Annotated in this window: 19 protein-coding genes and 1 riboswitch; of the genes, 7 read left to right on the forward strand and 12 right to left on the reverse strand. The window is 65.3% G+C overall.

Going from position 1 to position 21,751, the window contains the following annotated elements:
- The first annotated feature begins 131 nt into the window (after positions 1-131).
- Complete coding sequence (locus ACZ9H4_RS11615; RefSeq protein ID WP_408147842.1) at positions 132-746, forward strand: glutathione S-transferase C-terminal domain-containing protein; 615 nt, start codon at positions 132-134, stop codon at positions 744-746.
- A 359-nt stretch (positions 747-1,105) separates the two neighbouring features.
- On the opposite strand, the gene lnt is transcribed toward ACZ9H4_RS11615, so the two are convergent.
- The 7 genes from lnt to ACZ9H4_RS11650 form a co-directional block, all read right to left on the reverse strand.
- Positions 1,106-2,857 carry an apolipoprotein N-acyltransferase gene (gene lnt / locus ACZ9H4_RS11620; RefSeq protein WP_476119091.1) on the reverse strand — a complete coding sequence of 584 codons (1,752 nt, stop codon included), beginning with the start codon at positions 2,855-2,857 and terminating at the stop codon, positions 1,106-1,108.
- Positions 2,858-2,924: 67 nt separating this feature from the next.
- Positions 2,925-3,818 carry an HlyC/CorC family transporter gene (locus ACZ9H4_RS11625; protein WP_408147846.1) on the reverse strand — a complete coding sequence of 298 codons (894 nt, stop codon included), beginning with the start codon at positions 3,816-3,818 and terminating at the stop codon, positions 2,925-2,927.
- A gap of 446 nt (positions 3,819-4,264) precedes the next feature.
- The gene (locus ACZ9H4_RS11630; protein ID WP_408147848.1) at positions 4,265-4,966 is read right to left on the reverse strand and encodes a gamma-glutamylcyclotransferase; all 702 of its coding nucleotides are present in this window, start codon (positions 4,964-4,966) and stop codon (positions 4,265-4,267) included.
- A 62-nt stretch (positions 4,967-5,028) separates the two neighbouring features.
- Positions 5,029-5,490, reverse strand: a complete 462-nt coding sequence (gene ybeY / locus ACZ9H4_RS11635; RefSeq protein ID WP_476119092.1) for an rRNA maturation RNase YbeY — start codon at positions 5,488-5,490, stop codon at positions 5,029-5,031.
- Positions 5,491-5,575: 85 nt separating this feature from the next.
- A complete protein-coding gene (locus tag ACZ9H4_RS11640; protein ID WP_408147851.1) occupies positions 5,576-6,643 on the reverse strand; it encodes a PhoH family protein in 1,068 nt (355 codons plus the stop codon).
- Between the two features lie 34 nt (positions 6,644-6,677).
- Positions 6,678-8,048 carry a tRNA (N6-isopentenyl adenosine(37)-C2)-methylthiotransferase MiaB gene (gene miaB, locus ACZ9H4_RS11645; protein WP_408156513.1) on the reverse strand — a complete coding sequence of 457 codons (1,371 nt, stop codon included), beginning with the start codon at positions 8,046-8,048 and terminating at the stop codon, positions 6,678-6,680.
- A gap of 224 nt (positions 8,049-8,272) precedes the next feature.
- The gene (locus ACZ9H4_RS11650; protein ID WP_408147855.1) at positions 8,273-9,247 is read right to left on the reverse strand and encodes a LysR family transcriptional regulator; all 975 of its coding nucleotides are present in this window, start codon (positions 9,245-9,247) and stop codon (positions 8,273-8,275) included.
- 132 nt (positions 9,248-9,379) lie between these two features.
- Here ACZ9H4_RS11650 and ACZ9H4_RS11655 point away from each other — a divergent pair, with 132 nt between their 5' ends.
- The 4 genes from ACZ9H4_RS11655 (at position 9,380) to ribB (ending at position 13,136) form a co-directional block, all read left to right on the forward strand.
- Complete coding sequence (locus tag ACZ9H4_RS11655; RefSeq protein WP_476119093.1) at positions 9,380-9,790, forward strand: VOC family protein; 411 nt, start codon at positions 9,380-9,382, stop codon at positions 9,788-9,790.
- Between the two features lie 17 nt (positions 9,791-9,807).
- Positions 9,808-10,992, forward strand: a complete 1,185-nt coding sequence (locus tag ACZ9H4_RS11660; protein WP_408156518.1) for an MFS transporter — start codon at positions 9,808-9,810, stop codon at positions 10,990-10,992.
- A gap of 235 nt (positions 10,993-11,227) precedes the next feature.
- Positions 11,228-11,974 carry a helix-turn-helix domain-containing protein gene (locus ACZ9H4_RS11665; protein ID WP_408156520.1) on the forward strand — a complete coding sequence of 249 codons (747 nt, stop codon included), beginning with the start codon at positions 11,228-11,230 and terminating at the stop codon, positions 11,972-11,974.
- A gap of 115 nt (positions 11,975-12,089) precedes the next feature.
- Positions 12,090-12,273: riboswitch (FMN riboswitch) on the forward strand.
- 146 nt (positions 12,274-12,419) lie between these two features.
- A complete protein-coding gene (ribB, locus tag ACZ9H4_RS11670; RefSeq protein ID WP_408156522.1) occupies positions 12,420-13,136 on the forward strand; it encodes a 3,4-dihydroxy-2-butanone-4-phosphate synthase in 717 nt (238 codons plus the stop codon).
- Positions 13,137-13,298: 162 nt separating this feature from the next.
- Here ribB and ACZ9H4_RS11675 read toward each other — a convergent pair whose 3' ends face one another.
- From ACZ9H4_RS11675 to glpD, 3 genes are all read right to left on the reverse strand, one after another.
- Positions 13,299-13,985, reverse strand: a complete 687-nt coding sequence (locus ACZ9H4_RS11675; protein ID WP_476119095.1) for an HAD family hydrolase — start codon at positions 13,983-13,985, stop codon at positions 13,299-13,301.
- Positions 13,986-14,240: 255 nt separating this feature from the next.
- Entirely contained in the window at positions 14,241-15,740 is a 1,500-nt protein-coding gene (gene glpK / locus ACZ9H4_RS11680) for a glycerol kinase GlpK (RefSeq protein WP_476119097.1), read from the reverse strand.
- 171 nt (positions 15,741-15,911) lie between these two features.
- On the reverse strand, positions 15,912-17,441 hold the full coding sequence (gene glpD / locus ACZ9H4_RS11685) for a glycerol-3-phosphate dehydrogenase (RefSeq protein ID WP_408147867.1): 1,530 nt from the start codon (positions 17,439-17,441) through the stop codon (positions 15,912-15,914).
- 202 nt (positions 17,442-17,643) lie between these two features.
- Here glpD and ACZ9H4_RS11690 point away from each other — a divergent pair, with 202 nt between their 5' ends.
- The gene (locus tag ACZ9H4_RS11690) at positions 17,644-18,018 is read left to right on the forward strand and encodes a hypothetical protein (protein ID WP_408147869.1); all 375 of its coding nucleotides are present in this window, start codon (positions 17,644-17,646) and stop codon (positions 18,016-18,018) included.
- 414 nt (positions 18,019-18,432) lie between these two features.
- On the opposite strand, the gene ACZ9H4_RS11695 is transcribed toward ACZ9H4_RS11690, so the two are convergent.
- Both ACZ9H4_RS11695 and ACZ9H4_RS11700 read right to left on the reverse strand, forming a co-directional pair.
- On the reverse strand, positions 18,433-18,630 hold the full coding sequence (locus ACZ9H4_RS11695; protein ID WP_408147871.1) for a hypothetical protein: 198 nt from the start codon (positions 18,628-18,630) through the stop codon (positions 18,433-18,435).
- A gap of 305 nt (positions 18,631-18,935) precedes the next feature.
- A complete protein-coding gene (locus ACZ9H4_RS11700; RefSeq protein ID WP_408147873.1) occupies positions 18,936-19,715 on the reverse strand; it encodes a DeoR/GlpR family DNA-binding transcription regulator in 780 nt (259 codons plus the stop codon).
- Positions 19,716-20,042: 327 nt separating this feature from the next.
- Here ACZ9H4_RS11700 and ACZ9H4_RS11705 point away from each other — a divergent pair, with 327 nt between their 5' ends.
- Entirely contained in the window at positions 20,043-21,680 is a 1,638-nt protein-coding gene (locus ACZ9H4_RS11705) for a gamma-glutamyltransferase family protein (RefSeq protein ID WP_476119098.1), read from the forward strand.
- The last annotated feature ends 71 nt before the right edge of the window (positions 21,681-21,751 follow it).

Here is a 21,751-nt window from a genome sequence, read left to right on the forward strand (position 1 = left end):
CGGGACGGTCGCCGGCATGTTGCAATCCGTCCACAGCGCGCCCGCGCACCGCTTGCGAAGACAGGGCGTGACGCTCGTGAAAGCCCCGGAGCACTTATACTTTCGCCGGATTCAGTTAAAGGCAGATGGTCATGATGAAACTCATCGGTTCGCTCGGCAGCCCCTTCGTGCGTAAAGCGCGGATCGTGCTGGCCGACAAGAAGATCGACTACGAACTGGTGCCCGAGAACGTCTGGGCGCCGGACACCCGGATTCACACGTTCAATCCGATCGGCAAGGTGCCGTGCCTCGTGATGGAAGATGGCGAAGCCGTGTTCGACTCGCGGGTAATCTGCGAATACGTGGATATGCTGTCGCCGGTCGGCAAGCTGATCCCGCAGTCGGGACGCGAGCGCGTCGAAGTGCGCTGCTGGGAAGCGCTCGCCGACGGCGTGCTGGACGCGGCGGTGCTGATCCGTCTCGAAGGCACGCAGCGCACGCCCGAGCAGCGCGTGGAGGCATGGGTCGCGCGGCAGCAGCGCAAGATCGACGAAGGTCTGATTGCGATGTCGCAGGGGCTGGGCAGCAAGTCGTGGTGCGCGGGTAATCACTACACGCTCGCGGACATCGCGGTGGGTTGCGCGCTGGGTTATCTGGACTTCCGCATGCCGGCGCTCAACTGGCGCGAAGCGCACCCGAATCTGGACAAGCATTTCCAGAAGCTTTCGCTGCGGCAGTCCTTCATCGACACGGTGCCGGCGAATTGAGCGGAGCGCTCAGTCGCGGCAAGATTGAGTTCAGGCGAGCGGAAAGAGGTTGTTCAAGCTCCTGAAAGCCTGAACGAAATAGTGCGTGCGAGTTGAAAAGTCGAAAAGTTGAAAATGCGCCTGCCCGTCAGGCGCATTTTTTTGCGCGGATGATTCGCAGCGGCGTTCCCCGCACGGCCCGGTGCCGGAACCGCGCACGTGAATCGCCCACGTGAACCGCGTGCAAGGGCGGCGGCGCCTATGATTTTGCGTAGGTGATTCGCCGCGCCGCTCGATGCCGCAAGCCGCAAGCCGTATGCATGACCCACATGCCCGAGCGGCGGCGCGCACGCATGCGGCCTGTCGCGACGCCCCGCCGCTTAATGCTTGCCGTTGCGGCGCCGTGTAATCCCCGGTCCGAACGCGAAACCGAACGCGAGCATCAGCAGCGACACCGCGAGCACCGTGTTGTTGCCGCTCGTCACATACGGCGTGTTGCCCGAGGTGCCTTGCACTTTCAGGTCGAGCGAGCCGACCGTGTACGGTGTCAGGCGGCCGAGCACCCGGCCGTTCGCATCGATCGCGGCGGTCATGCCGGTGTTGGTCGCGCGCAGCATCGGCCGGCCGGTTTCCAGCGTACGCATGCGCGCAATCTGCAGATGCTGGTCCAGCGCGATCGTGTCGCCGAACCATGCGAGATTGGTCGAGTTGACCAGCACGCCGGCGGGCGTGGTGCTCTCGCGGATGGTCCGCGCAATCTCTTCGCCGAAGATGTCCTCGTAGCAGATGTTCACCGCCACCGGCTGGTTGTGCACCATGAACGGCTTCTGCACCGGCGCGCCACGGAAGAAGTCGCCGAGCGGAATGTTCATCAGATTGACGAACCAGCGGAAGCCCCACGGCACGAATTCGCCGAACGGCACGAGGTGATGCTTGTCGTAGCGGTACACGTCGTGCGAGCCGGGCGTGACGCCGAACAGGCTGTTCGTATAGTCGACCACCCGGCCATCCGGGGTGATCGTGCCGCCGATCGCGCCGAACAGGATCGCGCTGCCGGTCGAGTCGGAGAACTCGCGGATCGACGCCGCGAACGGCGCAGGCAATTGCTGTGCGAGTACGGGAATCGCGGTTTCCGGCGTGACGATCAGATCGGCCGGCTTCGACGTGATCATCTGCTGATACTGGTCGATCGCCGCGCGCATGCCGGCTTCCTCGAACTTCATCTCCTGCTTGACGTTGCCTTGCAGTAGGCGCACGGTCAGCGGCGCGTTGGCCGGCACGGTCCATTGGACGAGCGGCAGCAGCAGGCCGGCCGCAATCAGCGCCAGCGCGACGCCGCCCGGCACAGCGCTGCGCGCCGCGCCGCGTGGCGCTGCTTGCCCGCCGTGCCCGGCAACATTGCGGTTGGCGCGCGCCGCCGCGCCGCGCGGCTCGCGTGAAGACCCCGAAGACCGTTGAGGCAACAGCGGCAACACTGCCTGCGCGATCAATGCGGCAGCCAGCGCCAGCACCCAGCCGACGCCATAGACACCCGCCACCGGCGCAAACCCCGCGAACGGGCCGTCCACTTGCGCGTAACCGCTCGCGAGCCACGGAAAGCCGGTGAACACCGTGCCGCGCAACCATTCGCCGATTGCCCAGGCGCTCGCAAAGGCCAATGCGCCGTGCCAGGTGGGGGAGAACGGCTGGTCGTCAGCCGCCGCGCCGTTACGCGCATGACCCGCGCAGAACGACCAGATGCCTGCGGCCAATGCCGGATAGAGCGCCAGATAGAGCGAAAACAGCACGACCGCCGCGCCCGCGAGCGGCGCGGCCATGCCGCCGTAGTCATGCATGCTGACGTACAGCCACCACACGCCCGTTATGAAATTGCCGAAGCCGAACGCGCCGCCCGTCAGCGCGGCGCTTTTCCAGCCGGTGGCGCGGGTGAGCCACCCAAAGAAGAACACGAAGATCGCGAGTTGCAGCCAGCCGCCGTGCGGCGTCGGCGCGAACGACAGCGTGTTGGCCGCACCCACGGCCAGCGCGACCAGGTAATGCCAGCGCGGCAGCGTGCGGCCACGCGGTTCGTCGGCAGCAGCAGGAGAAGTGCTCACGCCGCGGCGCGAACGGGAAGTCATCGGGTCGGCCATTGTTGCGCGGTCGGCTTGAGAAGTTGAAAAAGCGGGTTGAAAACTGAAGACGTGCGAGCAGCGAGGCTCAGGTCTGCACGTGCTGCGCGTCGCGCTCGCGCTGGCCGGCCAGCGGATCGCGGCGCACCAGCAGCATGTGAATCTGGCGGGCGTCGCCGCGCAGAATCTCGAAGATCAGATCGTCGATGCGGACTTTTTCGCCGCGATGCGGCACCCGCCCGAAGTGATGCGTGACGAGCCCGCCGATGGTATCGACTTCCTCGTCCGAGTAGTGCGTGCCGAAGGCCTCGTTGAACTGCTCGATCTCGGTCAGCGCGCGCACGCGGAAACGCCCGTCCGGCGAGGCGATGATGTTGCCGCTTTCCTCGTCGAAATCGTATTCGTCCTCGATGTCGCCGACGATCTGCTCCAGCACGTCTTCGATCGTGATCAGGCCGGCCACGCCGCCGTATTCGTCGACCACCACCGCGAGGTGATTGCGATTCACGCGGAAGTCGTGCAGCAGCACGTTCAGCCGCTTCGACTCCGGGATGAATACCGCGGGGCGCAGCATGCCGCGCACGTCGAATTCTTCTTCGGCGTAGTAGCGCAGCAGGTCTTTGGCCAGCAGCACGCCGATGATGTTGTCGCGATTGCCCTCGAAGACCGGATAGCGCGAATGCGCTTTCTCCAGCACGTACGGGATGAATTCGGCGGGATTGTCCGCGATGTTGATCGCGTCCATTTGGGCGCGCGGCACCATGATGTCGCGCGCGCTGAGTTCGGTCACCTGGAACACGCCTTCGATCATCGACAGCGAGTCGGCGTCGATCAGGTTGCGCTCGTGCGCGTCCTGCAGAATTTCCAGAAGCTCGGCGCGCGAGTCGGGCTCGGGCGAGATGAAGTCGGTCAGACGCTCGAGGAGCGAGCGCTTTTCCTGCGGTTTGTCGGTTTGGCGTCGACTGGGATACGTGTCGTTCATGGTAGTGCGCCCGGCAAGACTGGGCGCGCTGTTACAGAGCATTAAGGATACACCAGGCACATGGCAGGACCGTGTCCCGCCGGGCTGGGCGATGGGTGAAGCGGCGCCGTCGCGAGCGGCGGGGCGTGGGTCCATCCTAACTGATTACGCGCGGAAAAGCGGTTTTGGGCAAAAAAGTGGTGGTTGTGGCGGGAGGAGCGGGCGGATGCAGGGGCTGCGTTTTCTCTGCGAGTTGAGGGCAAACGGACGCGGGGCCAAGGCCAAAGGTTCGGAGTCGGGGGCAAGACGCTGGAGGCTCGCTCGCTCTTGCAGGCTGCAACGGTTTTCCGCGCCTCGCGCGCAAACACGAGGGGACCGCAGGACTGCCGGCTAACAGCGCATCGGAAGCAAAAAATTCAGCGAACGTATCGCGCTCGTCTGCCTCAACGCCCTCATTGCGCCGATTCTTATCCGGACACCTGCCCGGCTTGCCGAGCGGCGTCGCGTTCGCGGCCTTCCTCCTGGCAACGTTCCAGCAGCGCTTCGAGCGCGCGGTCGGGCATGCCGCTTTCGCGCAGCGCGTGGACCGTGCGGCTGACGTAATCGAGCGTGGTGCCATAGCGGCCGCACGCGCAGCCGAACACGGTCTTGACGACTTCGTCGCGCAGCTTGCCGGTGTAGCTCGGCACGTCGCGGCGCATCACGAACGCCAGCGCGTCGACGCGCCGGCCGTCGGCGAGCACGCACGGCAGCCAGGCGGGGCGATAGGAGCCCATCGCCATTTCACGGCGCCACAGGGCTTCGAGGTGCGGTGCCGAACCCTCGGCGGCGAGCCGGAACGCGATGCCGGTGCAGGAGCCGCCGCGATCGAGAGCCAGCACGAGGCCCGGCTGCTCGGGCGTGCCGCGATTCACACGCGACCACAGATACAGCCCGCGGTGATAGCCGTGCACCTTCGATCGGCTCGCCTCGACGGTGGGCAGGCCGGGATTCCAGATCAGCGAGCCATAGCCGAACAGCCACAGGTCGCTCTTGCGGTCCCAGTCTCGCAGGGTGCATTCGAGCGACGCGCGCAATTCCTCGTCGCTCAGAAGCCGCGACTCTCCGAGCGCCGGCGGATAGTCCGGGCAGGGCGTGCGGGTGTCGGCTTCAGGGGACGAGGTGCTCACGGTGTGGGTTCGAACGTGGATGGACGTTGGCGAGAGGCGGGCGGCGCGACGCTGATCGACGCCTACTGATACGGATCGGGAAACCCGAGCTTACCGAGGATCTCGGTTTCGAGCGCTTCCATTTCCTCGGCTTCTTCTTCGACCTCGTGGTCGTAACCCTGCGCGTGCAGCGTGCCGTGCACGAGCAGGTGCGCGTAGTGCGCGACCAGCGGCTTGCCCTGCTCGGCGGCTTCCTGCTCGATCACCGGGCAGCACAGGATCAGATCGCCGGTCACCGGATCGTCTTCCGACTCGGCGTACGCGAAGGTCAGCACGTTGGTCGAGTAGTCCTTGCCGCGATAGGTGCGGTTCAGCGTGCGGCCTTCTTCGGCATCGACGAAACGCACCGTCAGTTCGCCGTCCGCGAACAGCGCCGCTTTGACCCAGCCGGCCACGGTGGCGCGCGGCAGTAGCGCCTTGTGTTCCGGCCAGGCTTTGGCGGCGGGGAATTGCAGATTCAACGTCAGTTTCGGGGCGCGGCTCATGCGGTGTCGGTGTGGTGCGTGGTTGGCGTGTCTTGCGCTTGCGCTTGCGACGGCGGCAGCGCCAGTGCGCGCGGATTCGCGTCAATCACCGCGAATCCGCCGGACTGGCGGTTTTCTGCGAATGCGCATCGTACGCCTCCACAATTCGCGCGACCAGCGGATGCCGCACCACGTCCGCGCTCGTGAAGCGCGTGAGCGCAATGCCGCGCACGTCCGCGAGCACCTGCTGCGCTTCGATCAACCCGCTCTTGTGGCCACGCGGCAAGTCGACCTGGGTCGTGTCGCCGGTGACGACCGCCTTCGAGCCGAAGCCGATCCGCGTGAGGAACATCTTCATCTGCTCGGGCGTGGTGTTCTGCGCCTCGTCGAGGATGATGAACGCGTGGTTCAGCGTGCGCCCGCGCATGTACGCGAGCGGCGCGATTTCGATCATCTGCCGCTCGAACATCTTCGCGGTCTTGTCGAAGCCGAGCAGGTCGTACAGCGCGTCGTACAGCGGGCGCAGATACGGATCGACCTTCTGCGCCAGATCGCCCGGCAGGAAACCGAGGCGCTCGCCCGCTTCGACCGCGGGCCGCGTCAGCACGATGCGTTTGACCTGGTCGCGTTCGAGCGCATCCACCGCGCAGGCCACCGCGAGGTAGGTCTTGCCGGTGCCGGCCGGCCCCACGCCGAAGGTGACGTCGTGCGAAATGATCTGCTTCAGATACTCGCGCTGCGCCGGCGTGCGACCGCGCAGATCCGCGCGCCGCGTGTAGAGCTTCGGGCCGAGTTCTTCGAGGTCGTCGTCGGCTGCGTCGGCGGGCTGATCGAACGGATGGTCCGGATTGCCGGGGAAACGCGGGTCGCCGGCTTCGTCGCCATTGCCGTTCGGGCGATGGCGCGCCGGATGCCGCACTTCGACGAGCGCGAGCTGGATGTCGTCGACCGACAGCGGCTCGCGCGCGTTGTTATAGAAATTTTCGAGCGCGGTGAGCGCGAGTTTCGAGCCGCGTCCGCGGATCGCGATGCGGTGGCCGCGGCGCTGCAAGGTCACGTCGAGCGCCTGCTCGATCTGCCGCAGATTTTCGTCGAGCGGTCCGCAGAGGTTGGCGAGCCGCGCATTGTCTTCGCGCGGAGCGGTGAATTCCAGATGCTGCTGAGCGGTCTTCAAGGCGGTGGGTCGATCCTGTCGGTTTCAGTACGGCTTAGTGAGTGGTGGTGGCGTCGTCATGCACCAGCACGAGCTCACCACGCAGCGAATGTGGGTACGCGTGAACGATTTTCACGTCGACCATCTGGCCGATCAGCCGCGCGTGCGAGGCGAGCGGCGCCGGGAAATTCACCACGCGGTTGTTCTCGGTGCGGCCCGCGAGTTCGTTCGGGTCCTTGCGCGCCGGGCGCTCGACCAGAATGCGCTCGATCTTGCCGACCATCGACGCGCTGATGCGCTGCACGTTTTCTTCGATGGTCGCCTGCAGATGCTGCAGACGCTTGAGCTTCACTTCGCGCGGCGTGTCGTCGTGCAGATTCGCGGCCGGCGTGCCGGGACGCGGGCTGTAGATGAACGAGAAGCTGGTGTCGTACTTCATCTCGTGCACCAAAGCCATCATCTTGTCGAAGTCTTCTTCGGTCTCGCCGGGGAAGCCGACGATCATGTCCGTGGACAGCGACAGGTCCGGGCGGATCGCGCGCAGCTTGCGGATCACGGACTTGTATTCGAGCACCGTGTAGCCGCGCTTCATCGCCATCAGGATGCGGTCGGAGCCGTGCTGCACCGGCAGATGCAGGTGGCTGACGAGCTTGGGCACCTTCGCGTAGGTGTCGATCAGACGCTGCGTGAATTCCTTCGGATGCGACGTGGTGTAGCGAATCCGTTCGATGCCCGGAATGTCGGCGACGTATTCGATCAGCGTCGCGAAGTCGGCGATCTCCGATGAGCCTAGCGTCAGGCCGCCACGATAGGCGTTGACGTTCTGCCCGAGCAGCGTGACTTCGCGCACGCCCTGGTCGGCGAGACCGGCGATTTCGGTGAGCACGTCGTCGAGCGGACGCGACACTTCCTCGCCGCGCGTGTATGGCACGACGCAATAGCTGCAGTACTTGCTGCAGCCTTCCATGATCGACACGAACGCGCTCGGGCCGTCGACACGCGCGGGCGGCAGGTGATCGAACTTCTCGATTTCCGGGAACGTGATGTCGACTTGCGCGCGGCCGCTTTCGCGACGCTTGTCGATCATTTGCGGCAGACGGTGCAGCGTTTGCGGACCGAACACCAGATCGACATACGGCGCGCGCGCGACGATCGACGCGCCTTCCTGGCTCGCCACGCAGCCGCCCACGCCGATGATCAGATTGGGATTCGCTTCCTTCAGCTCGCGCACGCGGCCGAGGTCGGAGAAAACTTTCTCCTGCGCTTTTTCGCGCACCGAGCAGGTGTTGAACAGGATCACGTCGGCGTCTTCCGGCGTGTCGGTCTTGACGAGCCCTTCAGCCGCGCCGAGTACGTCGACCATCTTGTCGGAGTCGTACTCGTTCATCTGGCAGCCAAAGGTCTTTACATAAACTTTCTTGGTCATCGAATTTTCGCCGGTCGCAGTGGTTGATCTGGGGGCGTCGTTTAAGAGGTGAAGGGGCCGAACGTGCGGGCGGCGGGCGGAGCAGGCCGCCGGGCGGCGATTCAAGCGCTTTGGGGCTCGAAGCCCGCGCGAGGCCTGCTGTTCGAGGCCGACTCGAGGGCCCAATGCCTTGCGCCTGCGCGATCCGCATGCACGTCTGCAGCGTAACGCAACATTATAGCCCTTCACGGCATGCGGGTTTCGGTGCCCGCACCGCGGCCCGGCCGCTCCGGCGGCAAGCCCAGCAGGCTTTCCAGTTCGCCCGACACCTGCGCGAAACGCTCGCTCAGGAAATCCAGCAGCACCCGCACGCGTGGCGCCATGAAGCGGTTGCGGTGATAGAGCGCGTGCAGCGGCGCATCCGGATAGCGCCACTGCGGCAGCAGGATTTTCAGCCCGTCGGCGCGCAGGTCCGCTTCCACGTCCCACATCGACTTGATCACGATGCCGTAGCCGCGCAGCGCCCATTCGCGGGCCACCGCGCCGTCGTTGGTCTCGCGGGCCGACTCGGCTGGCACGGTGTAGTTCTGCTCCTCGTCGCCGCGCGTGAAACGCCACTCGTTCGCAAGCCCCGAGGCTGTGCTCAGCACGATGCAATCGAAGTTGACGAGGTCGTGCGGGTCTTTCGGCTCGCCCTTGCGAGCGATGTAAGCCGGCGACGCGCACAGCACGCGCCGGTTCGGCGCGAGCTTCCTCGCGACCAGCGAGCTGTCCTGCGGCACGCCGAAGCGGATCGCCAGATCGATGTCCTCCGCCACCAGATTCGCCAGCGAGTCCGACAGCGTCAGCGCGAACGTCACTTCCGGATAAAGCGCGTTGAATTCGTCGAGCCAGTGCATCAGCAGATTGCGGCCGAAGTCCGAGGTCGCCGACACCCGCACCTTGCCGCGCACCACGCCCTGACCGGCTTGCAGCGCCGCTTCGGCGTCGTCGAGCGATTGCAGCGCCTGGCGGCAGCAGTTCAGGTAGAGGCGGCCTTCGTCGGTGAGCCGCAACTGGCGCGTGGTGCGCTCGAAGAGGCGCGCCTTCAGCCCGGCTTCGAGCTTGGCGAGCCGCGCGCTCGCGGCGGCCGGGGTGAGCCCCATCTTGCGGCCCGCCGCCGAAAGGCTGCCTTGCTGCGCCGCTTCGACGAAGAGGCGAATGTCACCGAGGTTATCCATCGTGGTCTCTTTCAAATAGCATTTGAAAATGCTTCAAATGCTACGCCAATTATCAAATTGTCGTCGCCCCGTGACAATGCACTCCTCGAAAACCCTGATTCCGCGCGCATAGCAGCCCGCGCCACCCCAGCCATGCAACTCGATCACGCAACGATCGTCACCCCCGATCTCGACACCGTCCGGCGTTTCTTCGTCGAGATCGCCGGACTGACCGAAGGCGCGCGGCCGCCATTTCCGGTGGCCGGTTACTGGCTGTATGCGAACGGCCGGCCGGTGCTGCATCTGATCGGCACAACCGCAACCGCCGCGGCCGGCAGGTCAGCGTCACGCATCGACCATCTCGCTTTCCGGCTGGACAGCGCCGCCGAATGGCAGGCCTTGCTCGCGCGCCTGCACGCGGCCGGCATCGACTACCAAACCGCGCAAGTCCCGCAGATGGGCGCGCAAGCCGCCGAACAGCAACTGTTCGTCGCGCTGGCGCCCGGCGTCGTCATCGAATTCGTGACGGCGTTGCCGCATGGCCAACGTCACGCACAACGTTAAAACCTGGAGTAGAAAAAATGCCCATTCCATTACTGGCGCTGGCGATCAGCGCATTCGCGATCGGCACGACCGAGTTCGTCATCATGGGTCTGCTGCCCGAAGTCGCGCACGATCTCGCGGTGTCGATTCCGTCGGCGGGTTTGCTGGTGAGCGGCTATGCGCTCGGCGTCGCAGTCGGCGCGCCGCTGCTCGCAGTGGTCACCAGCAAGATGCCGCGCAAGCTCGCGCTGCAATTGCTGATGGGTGTGTTCATCGTCGGCAATACGCTGTGCGCGGTGGCGTCGGGCTATTCGGTGCTCATGATCGCGCGCGTGGTCACCTCATTCGCGCACGGTTCGTTCTTCGGCATCGGCGCGGTGGTGGCGGCGTCGCTCGTGCCGGCCGAGAAGCGCGCGAGCGCCATTGCGCTGATGTTCACCGGCTTGACGCTCGCGAACGTGCTCGGCGTGCCGTTCGGCACTTTCATCGGCCAGCAGTTCGGCTGGCGCATGGCGTTCTGGATCGTCAGCGCGTTCGGCGTGGTGTCGCTGCTGGGTGTCACGGCACTGGTGCCGGATCGTCACGATGCGGGCCCGGTCGGGCTCGGTCATGAAGTGCGCGTGCTGAAAGACCCGCAAGTGTGGACGGCGCTCGCGATGACGGTGCTCGGCTTCGGCGGCGTGTTCGTCGTGTTCACCTATATCGCGCCGATTCTCGAACAGGTGAGCGGCTTCTCGCCGCGTGGCGTGACGCTGATCCTGGTGCTGTTCGGCGTGGGGCTGACGATCGGCAACATGGTCGGCGGCAAGCTCGCGGACCGTGCGCTGATGCCTTCGCTGATGGGCATTCTCGCCGCGCTCGCGGTGGTGATGGCGCTGTTCGCGCGCACCAGCCATTCGCAGGTGGCCGCGGCGCTGACGATTTTCGTGTGGGGCATTGCCGCGTTTGCCACCGTGCCGCCGTTGCAGATGCGCGTGGTCGAGAAAGCGGCGGCAGCGCCGAATCTGGCATCGACGCTGAACATCGGCGCGTTCAATGTCGGCAATGCGGGCGGCGCGTGGCTCGGCGGGCTGGTGATCGATCACGGTCATTCACTCGATACGCTGCCGTGGGTCGCGGCGGCGGTCAGCGTAGCGGCGTTGCTGCTGACGTGGTTCGCGGCGCGCATGGATGCACCGGCAGCGAGTGTGGCGCAGCGTGTAGGCGTGCACGAGCGCGTGTGATCGGCTAAGCCACGCGGACACTCGACGACAATGTTCGCGCGTCCGCATGACGACGTGCGACCGCCGCTAACCAGCGCCCCCGCCCATATGAAAAATGCGCACAAGCTTTGCGGGAATCGTCCTCCGCAATGCTGATAACAGTGTGAAGATAACTTCGTTGGGCACGGCGGGACGCGATGCTATCTTGCTTCCACTAACCGCTTGCGCGCCGTCAGGTGGCGCTTTGGAGGCAATCATGCATTCCCCGCTCGCGCTGGTTCGCGACCCCTCGGCCGACCTCGATGCGTTGCCGCGTGCCGTCGAACCCTTCGATGCACTGGAACATCTGGTCGGCGTCAACCTCGCCCGCCTGCGCGCCGAACGGCAACTGTCGCTCGATGCGCTGGCCCGCGCCTCCGGCGTGTCGCGTGCGATGCTCGCGCAGATCGAATCGGCGCGCAGCGTGCCGTCCATCAAGGTGTTGTGCAAGGTGGCGGCGGCGTTGAAGGTGTCGGTGGCGGCGTTCTTGCGGCGTCACGCGACCAACGGCTTCGAGCATCTGCCCGCGGAGCGCTCGACGCGCGTGGTCAGCTCGAACGGGCGCTATTCGGCCCGGCCGCTTTATCCCGATGCCGAACCGGCTGCCGCCGAGTTTCACGAGCTGCGTATCGCGCCGTTGCATACCGAAGCCGGCATCCGCCGTGCGCCGGGCACGACGGTCAACCTGGTGGTCAGCGAAGGCACGCTGGAAGTCAGCGTGCACGACCAGCGCCAGTTGCTGGCGACCGGCGACGCGATTGTGTTCGATGCCGATCAGCCGCACAGTCTGCGCAATCCGGGCGACACCGAAGCGCGTGCGTTTCGCGTGACGCTGAACGCGGAGACGCCGCCGCGCTGGGACGTGCCGGCGCAGCACGAAGCGCGCGACGGACGTCATGAAGCGCGGCACGAAGCCCGGCATGAAGCCCGGCACGCCACGCCGCACGAGAGCGCGCCGCTCTGATGGCTTTTGCCCGATGCAGGCGCCTCGCGTGGGAGCCTCCATCGGACCAGTAGGGTTGCGCTGCAGGTCTCGCGCGACTGTTGTATGCTTCGCCAGCCGGTCGATCCGGCAATCAGTGCGTCTTCAGGGCGGGGTGAAATTCCCCACCGGCGGTAGGCCGGCAGCGCGAGAGCGTGAGCCGGTGAGCCCGCGAGCGCCCGCGTCGTGCGGTCTTCGGAGTATCGGAGGACCCAGCGGGGTCAGCAGATCTGGTGAGAAGCCAGAGCCGACGGTCAGAGTCCGGATGGAAGAAGATGTGCAGATAGTCATGTGCGTGTCCGTGGCGCCGCCCGTGGTTGGGGCGGGGCGTGAGCTTCGCCTCGCGCGGAGCTCGACGGCGCGTCGCTGTCTGTTTGCAATGCCCTGAAACGTTTTTCGCCCAACTTTTGCGATGAGCGTTTCAACCATGTCCTTTGCTACTTTTCCTGCTCCGTCGACGTTTGCGCCCGACGCATCCGCCGATCTCCCGCTGCTCGACACCGAAGTTCCGCCGCGTATCGCCGCCGCATTGCAAGCGATGCGCGATGGCCGCGCCGTCGTTCTGCAAGACGACCACGACCGCGAGAACGAAGCCGATCTGATCGTGTCGGCCGAGCGTCTTTCCGTCGAAACCATGGCTTTGCTGATCCGCGAATGCAGCGGCATCGTTTGCCTGTGCCTGCCCGACGACAAGATCCGCGCGCTCGAACTGCCGCCGATGGCCGTCAACAACGAAAGCCGTCACGGCACCGCGTTCACAGTGTCGATCGAAGCACGCGAGGGCGTGACCACCGGCGTGTCCGCGCTCGATCGCGTAACGACGATTCGCGCGGCGATCGCCGATCACGCGAAGCCCGCCGACATCGTGCGTCCGGGCCACGTGTTCCCGTTGCGGGCAATGCCCGGCGGCGTGCTGGCCCGCCGCGGCCACACCGAAGGCACGGTGGACCTCGCGATTCTCGCAGGTCTGAAGCCGGCCGGCGTGCTGTGCGAATTGATGAACGCGGACGGCACGATGACGCGCGGCGCGGACGTCGAGCGCTTCGCGGCGCAACACAATCTGCCGATGCTGACGATTGCCGAGCTCGCCGAGTTTCGTGAGGCGCTGGCGCAGGCGCGCGAATGCGTCGCCGACGAAGCGTGAGATGCGACGCGCGTCGCGTCGTGTTGGTGTGACGTGATGGGTGCTGCAAAAACGAAAGGCCGGTTCTTTCTCGAACCGGCCTTTGTTTTGTCGGCGCCGCTTGAGTTGAAGCTGGAGACGCCTGCATAACGGCTACATGACGCGTTCTACAACGCCGGCCCGCTACGACTGCACGTCGCCGAACTCGCCGCGCACGCCGGCTTCGATCAGCGCGGGCAATTCATCCATGTGCCGCATGATGCGCGTCATGCCCATCCGGCGCAGCGCGTCCGCATAGCCGTTGGGGATATGGCTCGCGCCGACGAACGCGATCGTCTTCATGCCCGCCGCGCGCGCCGCGTTCAAACCCGCGACGCTGTCCTCGACGACGACGCAGCGCGACGGCTCCACGCCGAGCGTTTGCGCGGCGAACAGATAGACATCGGGATAGGGCTTCGGCCGCGCCACCTGTTCGGCGCTGAAAATCCGTTCGCCGAAGATCTGTTGCAAACCTGCGCGCCGCACCGACGCGCTCACGCGCGTCATGCGGCTGTTCGACACGACCGCGGCCGGCAGCGTCACGCGTTGCAAAGCCTCGCGCACGCCGTTGATCGGGCTCAGCGACGCCGCGAGCTCCAGCTCGACGTTGTGTTCGATGGTGTCGAGAAAATTGGCGGGCAGCGTGATGTCGAAGGACTTTTCGATGCCTTCGAGAAAGCGCGACGTCTGCTGGCCAAACGCGGTTCTGACGACGGGCTCGAAGTCGAGGCCGGGAAAGGCCACGGTGAGCGTTTCAAACATCACGCGGTCGGCGATGACTTCGCTGTCGACGAGCACGCCGTCGCAATCACAGATGAGGTGGTCGATCATGCCTGGAAACGGAAAGCGGGGAACGCGGGAGCAGGATGGTTGCAAGCTCGGGCGCGGAGATTGAAAGCGTCATGATACGTGCTTTCAATTTCCGCGCAGCTGGATGCCGGAGATGATCGGTGAAGCCGCCGAATTCGCGGCGTCGCGATGGCGAACGCGGGTTGGCAATGAAGCGGACGGGACACTCGTGCACTCAGGGTGCCCAGAGCACTCGAGTGCCGGGGCGAGCCAAGGCACTCAGCACCTCCAGCGCCCTCAGTGCATATCCGCCCACGCCTTCGCGGCGCGGACCGCGCGCCTCCAGCCGTCGAGGCAGGCCTTGACTTCAGCGTGCGGCAACGCCGGCGAGAAGCGGCGCTCGAGCTTCCACTGCTGTTGCAGTTCGTCGACGTCCTTCCAGTAGCCGACCGCGAGACCGGCGAGATACGCGGCGCCCAATGCGGTCGTTTCCGGCACCTTCGGGCGCACGGCATCGACGCCGAGAATGTCCGCCTGGAATTGCATCAGCAGATTGTTCGCGCAGGCGCCGCCGTCCACGCGCAATTCGCCGATGCGAATGCCGGCGTCCGCTTCCATCGCCTGCAACACGTCGAGCGACTGGTAGGCGATCGAGTCGAGCGCGGCGCGCGCGATATGCGCGGAGCTCGTGCCGCGCGTCACGCCGAACAGCGTGCCGCGCGCATGCGCGTTCCAGTGCGGCGCGCCGAGGCCGGCGAAAGCGGGCACCAGATACACGCCGTCGCAATGCGGCACGCCGCGCGCGAGCGTTTCGATCTCGGCGGCGTTCTTGATGATGCCGAGGCCGTCGCGCAGCCATTGCACCACCGCGCCGCCGATGAAGATGCTGCCTTCGAGCGCGTAGTTGATCTTGTCGCCGATCTGCCACGCGATCGTGGTGACGAGATTGTTCTTCGATTCGATCGGCTTGTCGCCGGTGTTCATCACGAGAAAGCAGCCGGTGCCGTAGGTGTTTTTCACCATGCCCGACTTCGTGCACATCTGGCCGAACAGCGCGGCGTGCTGATCGCCGGCGATGCCCGCGAGCGGAATCTTCGACGCGAATACGGTGGTCCTGGTCGGCCCATACACTTCCGACGACGGCCGCACTTCCGGCAGCATGCTGCGCGGAATGTCGAGCGCGTCGAGCAGTTCGTCGTCCCACTTCAGCGTGTGGATGTTGAACAGCATCGTGCGCGACGCGTTGGTCACGTCGGTGACGTGCAGGCTGCCCTTCGTGAAGTTCCACACCAGCCAGCTGTCGACAGTGCCGAACGCGAGCCGGCCTTGCCGTGCTTTTTCGCGCGCGCCTTCGACGTTGTCGAGAATCCAGCGGATCTTGGTCGCCGAGAAATAGGAGTCGATCGGCAGGCCGGTTTTCGCGCGGACCTTCTCTTCGAGCCCTTGCACCTTGAGCTGGTCGCAGAAATCGGCGGTGCGGCGGTCCTGCCAGACGATCGCGTTGTAGACCGGGTGACCGGTTTCCCGATCCCACACGATGGTGGTTTCGCGTTGATTGGTGATGCCGATCGCGGCGATCGAGGTGCCGTTCATGCCGGCGCGCGTCACGGCTTCGGCGGCGACGCCGGCCTGCGTCGACCAGATTTCCTGCGGATCGTGCTCGACCCAGCCGGGGTGCGGATAGATTTGCTGGAATTCTTTCTGGGCGATCGACACGACATTGCCGAGCCGGTCGAACAGCATCGCACGCGAGCTGGTGGTGCCTTGGTCAAGCGCGAGGATGTACTGATCCTGCATTGTCTCTTCTCCATGCGTGGGCGTTTCCCCGGCTTGCCGACCGGCGCTGGGAGCCGCCTGTTGTTTTAGCCGGGCTGCAATCGTGAATGAGATTGTGCGGCCCGAGCTGGTCCAGCCGAAAGGGGGAGTTGACCGGAGGCGGGGCCGGTCTTCGCAGACTATGCGCGCAGTCTATGCGCTTTGCCGCGCGGGTTCGCGGGCGAACCACGCGTCGATGTCGTGCGTGATCGACGCGAGCGTGCCCGGCTCGACGTGCAGCCCGAGTTTCGAACGGCGCCACAGCACGTCCTGGGCGCTGCGCGCCCATTCGGTGTCGCGCAGGTAAGTCAGTTCGGCTTCGTAGAGCCCCGGCGCGAACGCCCGGCCGAGATCGGCCACCGAGCGCGCTTCGCCGATCACCCGTGCGGCGCGCGTGCCATAGGCGCGCGCGAGCCGGTGCGCCAGCTCGGCCGGCAGCCACGCATGCTGCTGCCTGAAGCCGGCGAGGAAGCGGTCGAAGTCCGCGTGCGGAATATCGCCGCCCGGCAACGGCGCGCCGACGGTCCACGCGGGCGCGCCATTGTGCAACGCCTGCGCGAGCGTGTCGACGGCTTGCTCCGCGAGTTTGCGGAAGGTCGTGATCTTGCCGCCGAACACCGACAGAAGCGGCGCTTCGCCCGCGGGTGCGTCGAGTTCGAGCGAGTAATCGCGCGTGACCGCCGACGGGTTGTCCGCGCCTTCGTCCTCGAGCAGCGGACGCACGCCGGAATAGGTCCAGCGCACATCGGCCGGCGAGATCTTCTGCTTGAAGTAGCGGTTGATCGAGTCGCACAGATACTGCGTTTCGCCGGCGTCGATCGCCACTTGCGACGGGTCGCCGCGATATTCGAGGTCGGTCGTGCCGATCAGCGTGTAATCGCGTTCGTACGGAATCGCGAAGATGATCCGCTTGTCCGGGTTCTGGAAGATGTACGCGTGGTCGTGTTCGAACAGGCGCCGGGTGACGATATGGCTGCCTTTCACGAGTCGCACGCTGTGCGACGCCTGGCGGCCGAGCGCGCCCTGCAACAACTCGCCGACCCATGGGCCGGCGGCGTTCGCTATCGAGGCGGCGCGCACGTCGAGGGTGGTGCCGTCAGCGCGCCGCAGTTGCGCGCGCCATTCACCGCCCGCGCGCACCGCGCTCATGAGCTTCGTGCGCGTCAGAATCGTCGCGCCGTGCTCCTGCGCGTCGAGTGCGTTCAGCACGACCAGACGCGCGTCGTTGACCCAGCCGTCCGAATACACGAAACCGCGTTTGATCGAGTCGATCAGGGGCGCGCCGGCCGGATGTTTGCGCATCGAGATGCCGCGCGAACCGGGCAGCAGTTCGCGTTTGGCGAGGTGGTCGTACAGGAACAGGCCCGCGCGAATCAGCCAGGCCGGGCGCAGATCGGGCATGTGCGGCATCACGAAGCGCAGCGGCCACATGATGTGCGGCGCGGCGCGCAGCAGCGTTTCGCGCTCCTGCAGCGCTTTGCGCACCAGGCCGAACTCGCGGTATTCGAGGTAGCGCAGGCCGCCGTGGATCAGCTTGGTGCTGGCCGATGACGTATGCGCGGCCAGATCGTCCTGTTCGCAGAGCAGCACCGACAGGCCGCGACCGGCCGCATCGCGTGCGATCCCTGCGCCGTTGATTCCGCCGCCAACGACGAGCAAATCGTATCTCGAGCCTTGCGTCACCTGCTGTGTCCCCTGCGTCACGTTTGAAAAGTCGTATGGAAAGTTCACCGAACACCGTGTGTTCGTTTTCGAACTTTAATGAACATATTCGAAAAAGTAAAGTTCGCTTTATCTGAACGCGCCTTGGCCGAACGACCAGGGGAGTGGCGCAACGGGCGGCCACGGACGATACTCTCGGCAGCAGCCATTTCGAGGTGAACTAATGCGTGGACTTTTGATGATCGGCGCCGCAGCGCTTCTCACGGGGTGCGTCAGCTCGCCGAGCCTGACGGGAACAATGGGCGCGCCGTCGTTCGAAGCGTTGCAGCAGATGTGCACGGCGCAACCCGTCGACTACGGCAAGGACGCGCAAGGCGTCTACGCGGCGCTGTTCGACGCCTACGTGGCGAACCGGCGCGGCGCGTTGTCGAAGGACGATTTCTGCGCGTTCCAGGCGGCCATCGCCCAGCGTCATGCGAGCGAAGGTATGAGCGCCGATCCGCAGGTGCGCAATCAGTGGGTCGAGTTTTTCACCGCCCAGCGGGCCAAGGCGCTGAGCTGGCGCTCGGCGGTCGATCCGACCTTGCGCAGCGGTTGAGCGGTCTTCGCTGCGTTTTCTTTTCCGCGCAGGCTGGCTGCATGGGCCCCTATCTTTAGCCGGGCGGGGCGGCGGGGCGGACCAGATCGCGCATCGTCAAGCTTCGCGCGCCGCGCGTGGCGAACGCATTCCCGGCCAAGCGTCGCGTCGCGGAATTGCCGGATGCCGGCCGGGGAGAGCGGTTTTGACAGGCGCGAGGGCCTGAGGTCCGTCGCGTCAATTCACGGGTGTCAATGAGTCGGACACGACGACGCGACAAAGCGGCCGCCTGACCGGCGGCCGCTTCGTTAAGGCATAGAAAATACCAGGCAATCGACAGGGAGCGAGGGTGCGTACGAACTGCGTACGACGCACCCTGCCGTCATTGCAAGACCGCGCGCCGACTGCACAAAACAGCGACAAGCTTTCGCGACATCAGGAAAAACGCTTGATAGCCCGCAGCGCGTTATCGCCGGTTTCCGTCACACGCCACTGTTCGTTGCCCGACGCGAGTCGTTCGAGCTCTACCAATTGGCGTTCCAGCAGCGCGTCGAGTTCTTCCCGGCCCATGTCGACCTGATTGGGGGCGTCCTTGACGAGCAACAACGTGGCGAATTCATGCGGACTCAGCATCGTTCTCTCCATGTCAAGCAAACGCGGACGGCCTTGCCGGCGACTGGCCAGATGCCAGTGAAGTCCGCTAGAGGATCAGGCGGGAAGTACGGCTCACACGACACATTCACGCAACTGGCGCTACGCAGAACGCGGAACGCACAGCGGGAACTGGAGTGTAGTCAACCGCACGTTAAACGCCAAATGCGCCCCCGCAAATATTCCCTTTGACAATTGGAGGGGCCGGCGGCGGTTGGGAATCGCGGCCTGATCCTTGATTTCACTCGAAGTTTTGCGTGCGCTGCAGCATGACGCAGAACGCATGTCTAACCCGCGACGTACACCTGACAGTTGGCGGCGGTGAGGGTTTCGACCATCTCCGCGGGGGGCGCGGCATCCGTGAAGAGTGCGTCGACCTGGTCGAGATGGCCTTGGCGGACCAGCGCCGGGCGGCCGAATTTCGAGCTGTCGGCGGCGAGGAATACGGTGCGCGCGTGCTGGATGATTGCCTCGGCCACGCGCACCTCGCGGGTATCGAAGTCGCGCAGGGTGCCGTCCGTTTCGATGCTCGACGTGCCGATGATCGCGAAATCCACCTTGAACTGACGGATGAAATCGATCGCCAGTTCGCCGACGATGCCCTTGTCCCACGGCCGCACGATGCCGCCCGTCACCAGCACCTCGCAATCCGGGTAGCCGCTCATCATGCTCGCGACGTTCAGATTGTTGGTGATCACGCGCAGCCCGCGATGCCGGTTGAGTGCGCGGGCGACTTCCTCGGTCGTCGTGCCGAGGTTGATGAACAGCGACGCCTGATCGGGAATGTGAGTGGCCACTAGCGCTGCGATGCGCCGCTTCTCGTCATGGAACATCCGCTGGCGGGCGGTGTACGAGACGTTCTCGGAACTGGTCGGCAGACTGGCGCCGCCGTGATAGCGGCGCAGCAGGTTCATGTCGGCCAGCCAGTTGACGTCGCGGCGGATCGTTTGCGGCGTCACGTCGAAGTGCGCCGCGAGGTCGTCCACGGTCACGAAGCCGTCGCGTTGCACCCACTCCAGCAATTCCTGTTGCCGGGCATTGAGAGTGAGGCGGGGGTCTCGGGTCATGTGTCTCGGGTCGTGGGATTTTTCGGGCGCTGCCCGCCGCCGGCGCGATGCGCCGAGCCGGAAACGGGTCATGCGTGAACGGGTTGTGACTATTGTAAGACCATCGGACCCCATGTCTGCCAACTCGTGCGACATGCATAAGCCGCGTGACGGCAATCGTCTGACCCATTCAGGCGCCAAGCGCATTTATTCATTTGATAAATGAATTTGTTTTTTGGGCCGGTTCGCGCTGCAATCCACGGTTTCGCGTTTTACCCCTGTTTTCATGATTCCCCTCGTATCCGGCGGTTTTCCTCGCGCCGGATCGCGCTTTCGAGAGTGTTCGACATGACTGGCTTCAACTGGCAAAACCCCTATCCGACGCCGCGTCTGCCTGTATTCGCGCGCAACATCGTTTCGACTTCGCATCCGCTCGCCGCGCAAGCCGGGCTGCGCATGCTGTGGAAAGGCGGCAATGCCGTCGATGCGGCGATCGCAGCGGCCGCCGCCATCACGGTGGTCGAGCCGGTGTCGTGCGGCCTTGGCGGCGACGCGTTCGCGCTGGTGTGGGACGGCAAGAAGCTGCATGGCCTGAACGCGTCGGGCGTGTCGCCGGCGGCGTGGAACGTCGACTACTTCAAGCGCAAGTACGGCGAAGAAAACGGTCTCGCGAAGCAGCCCAAGCGCGGCTGGGATGCGGTGACGGTGCCCGGCGTGATCGCGGGCTGGGAAGCTCTGCATCAGAAGTTCGGCACGCTGCCGTTCGCCGACCTGATGGAGCCGGCCATCGAAATCGCCGAGCGCGGCCATGCGGTGGCGAGCATCGTCGCCTACAAGTGGGCGGCAGCGGTGCCGGAGTTGAAGGACCTGCCGGGCTTCGCACAAACCTTCATGCCGCGGGGCCGCGCGCCTGAAGTGAGCGAGCTGGTGCGCTTTCCCGGCCACGCGAAGACGCTGCGCAAGCTCGCCGAGCAAGGCCCGCGCGCGTATTACGAAGGCGAGATCGCCGAGCAGATCGCGGCGTTCGCGCGCGAAGGCGGCGCGGCGCTCACGCTCGACGACCTGCGCAACTACCGCGCGGACTGGGTCGAGCCGATCGGCAAGGAATATCGCGGTCACACCGTGCATGAGATTCCGCCGAACGGCCAGGGTATCGCGGCGCTGATCGCGTTGGGCATCCTCGAAAAGTTCGACGTGAAGTCGCTGGCGGTCGACAACGTCGAGTCGCAGCACTTGCAGATCGAAGCGATGAAGCTGGCGTTCGCCGACGTCTACCGCTACGTCGCCGATCCGGGCTCGATGGAGGTCACACCGGAGCAGATGCTCGACGACGCGTATCTCACGTCGCGCGCGAAGCTGATCGACCACAAGCGCGCGACGCAGTTCGACTTCGGCATGCCGAAGGCGGGCGGCACGATCTACATGTCGGTGGCGGACGAGCGCGGCATGATGGTGAGCTTCATTCAATCGAATTACATGGGCTTCGGCTCGGGCATCGTGGTGCCGGATAGCGGCATCGCGATGCAGAACCGCGGCTGCGGCTTCTCGATGGACCCGAAGTCGCCGAACGTGGTGGAAGGCGGCAAGCGCCCGTTCCACACGATCATCCCGTCGTTCCTCACGCAGCAGGTGAACGGCCAGCAGGAAGCGGTGATGAGCTTCGGCGTGATGGGCGGCGACATGCAACCCCAAGGCCATCTGCAATCCATCGTGCGGATGCTCGATTACGGTCAGCAACCGCAGGCCGCATGCGACGCGCCGCGCTGGAAGGTCAACCGCGACTTCACGATCGACATTGAATCCACGCTCGATCCGAAAACCGCCGAGGCATTGCAGAAGCTGGGCCACACGATCAAGTCGGTCGACGATCCGTACATGGACTTCGGTTCGGGCCAGTACATCTGGAAGCTCGATCGCAACGAGCCGGAGCGCGGCTATGTGGCGGCAAGCGACAGCCGCCGCGACGGGTTGGCCGCCGGGTTCTGATCCATCCACACGTGAGGCGCGGCGCAGCCGGGGAGGCCGCTTCGGGCAGCGCGCCGGCGGCGCCTCGCTGC

It is taken from the genome of Paraburkholderia sp. TE9906 (assembly GCF_056279605.1).

Bases quoted from the DNA above. Each gene is read 5' to 3' on its own strand.
- ACZ9H4_RS11615 (WP_408147842.1), top strand. From the start codon at position 132: ATGATGAAACTCATCGGTTCGCTCGGCAGCCCCTTCGTGCGTAAAGCG.
- lnt (WP_476119091.1), bottom strand. From the start codon at position 2,857: ATGGCCGACCCGATGACTTCCCGTTCGCGCCGCGGCGTGAGCACTTCT.
- ACZ9H4_RS11625 (WP_408147846.1), bottom strand. From the start codon at position 3,818: ATGAACGACACGTATCCCAGTCGACGCCAAACCGACAAACCGCAGGAA.
- ybeY (WP_476119092.1), bottom strand. From the start codon at position 5,490: ATGAGCCGCGCCCCGAAACTGACGTTGAATCTGCAATTCCCCGCCGCC.
- miaB (WP_408156513.1), bottom strand. From the start codon at position 8,048: ATGACCAAGAAAGTTTATGTAAAGACCTTTGGCTGCCAGATGAACGAG.
- ACZ9H4_RS11650 (WP_408147855.1), bottom strand. From the start codon at position 9,247: ATGGATAACCTCGGTGACATTCGCCTCTTCGTCGAAGCGGCGCAGCAA.
- ACZ9H4_RS11655 (WP_476119093.1), top strand. From the start codon at position 9,380: ATGCAACTCGATCACGCAACGATCGTCACCCCCGATCTCGACACCGTC.
- ACZ9H4_RS11660 (WP_408156518.1), top strand. From the start codon at position 9,808: ATGCCCATTCCATTACTGGCGCTGGCGATCAGCGCATTCGCGATCGGC.
- ACZ9H4_RS11665 (WP_408156520.1), top strand. From the start codon at position 11,228: ATGCATTCCCCGCTCGCGCTGGTTCGCGACCCCTCGGCCGACCTCGAT.
- ribB (WP_408156522.1), top strand. From the start codon at position 12,420: ATGTCCTTTGCTACTTTTCCTGCTCCGTCGACGTTTGCGCCCGACGCA.
- ACZ9H4_RS11675 (WP_476119095.1), bottom strand. From the start codon at position 13,985: ATGATCGACCACCTCATCTGTGATTGCGACGGCGTGCTCGTCGACAGC.
- glpK (WP_476119097.1), bottom strand. From the start codon at position 15,740: ATGCAGGATCAGTACATCCTCGCGCTTGACCAAGGCACCACCAGCTCG.
- ACZ9H4_RS11690 (WP_408147869.1), top strand. From the start codon at position 17,644: ATGCGTGGACTTTTGATGATCGGCGCCGCAGCGCTTCTCACGGGGTGC.
- ACZ9H4_RS11695 (WP_408147871.1), bottom strand. From the start codon at position 18,630: ATGCTGAGTCCGCATGAATTCGCCACGTTGTTGCTCGTCAAGGACGCC.
- ACZ9H4_RS11700 (WP_408147873.1), bottom strand. From the start codon at position 19,715: ATGACCCGAGACCCCCGCCTCACTCTCAATGCCCGGCAACAGGAATTG.
- ACZ9H4_RS11705 (WP_476119098.1), top strand. From the start codon at position 20,043: ATGACTGGCTTCAACTGGCAAAACCCCTATCCGACGCCGCGTCTGCCT.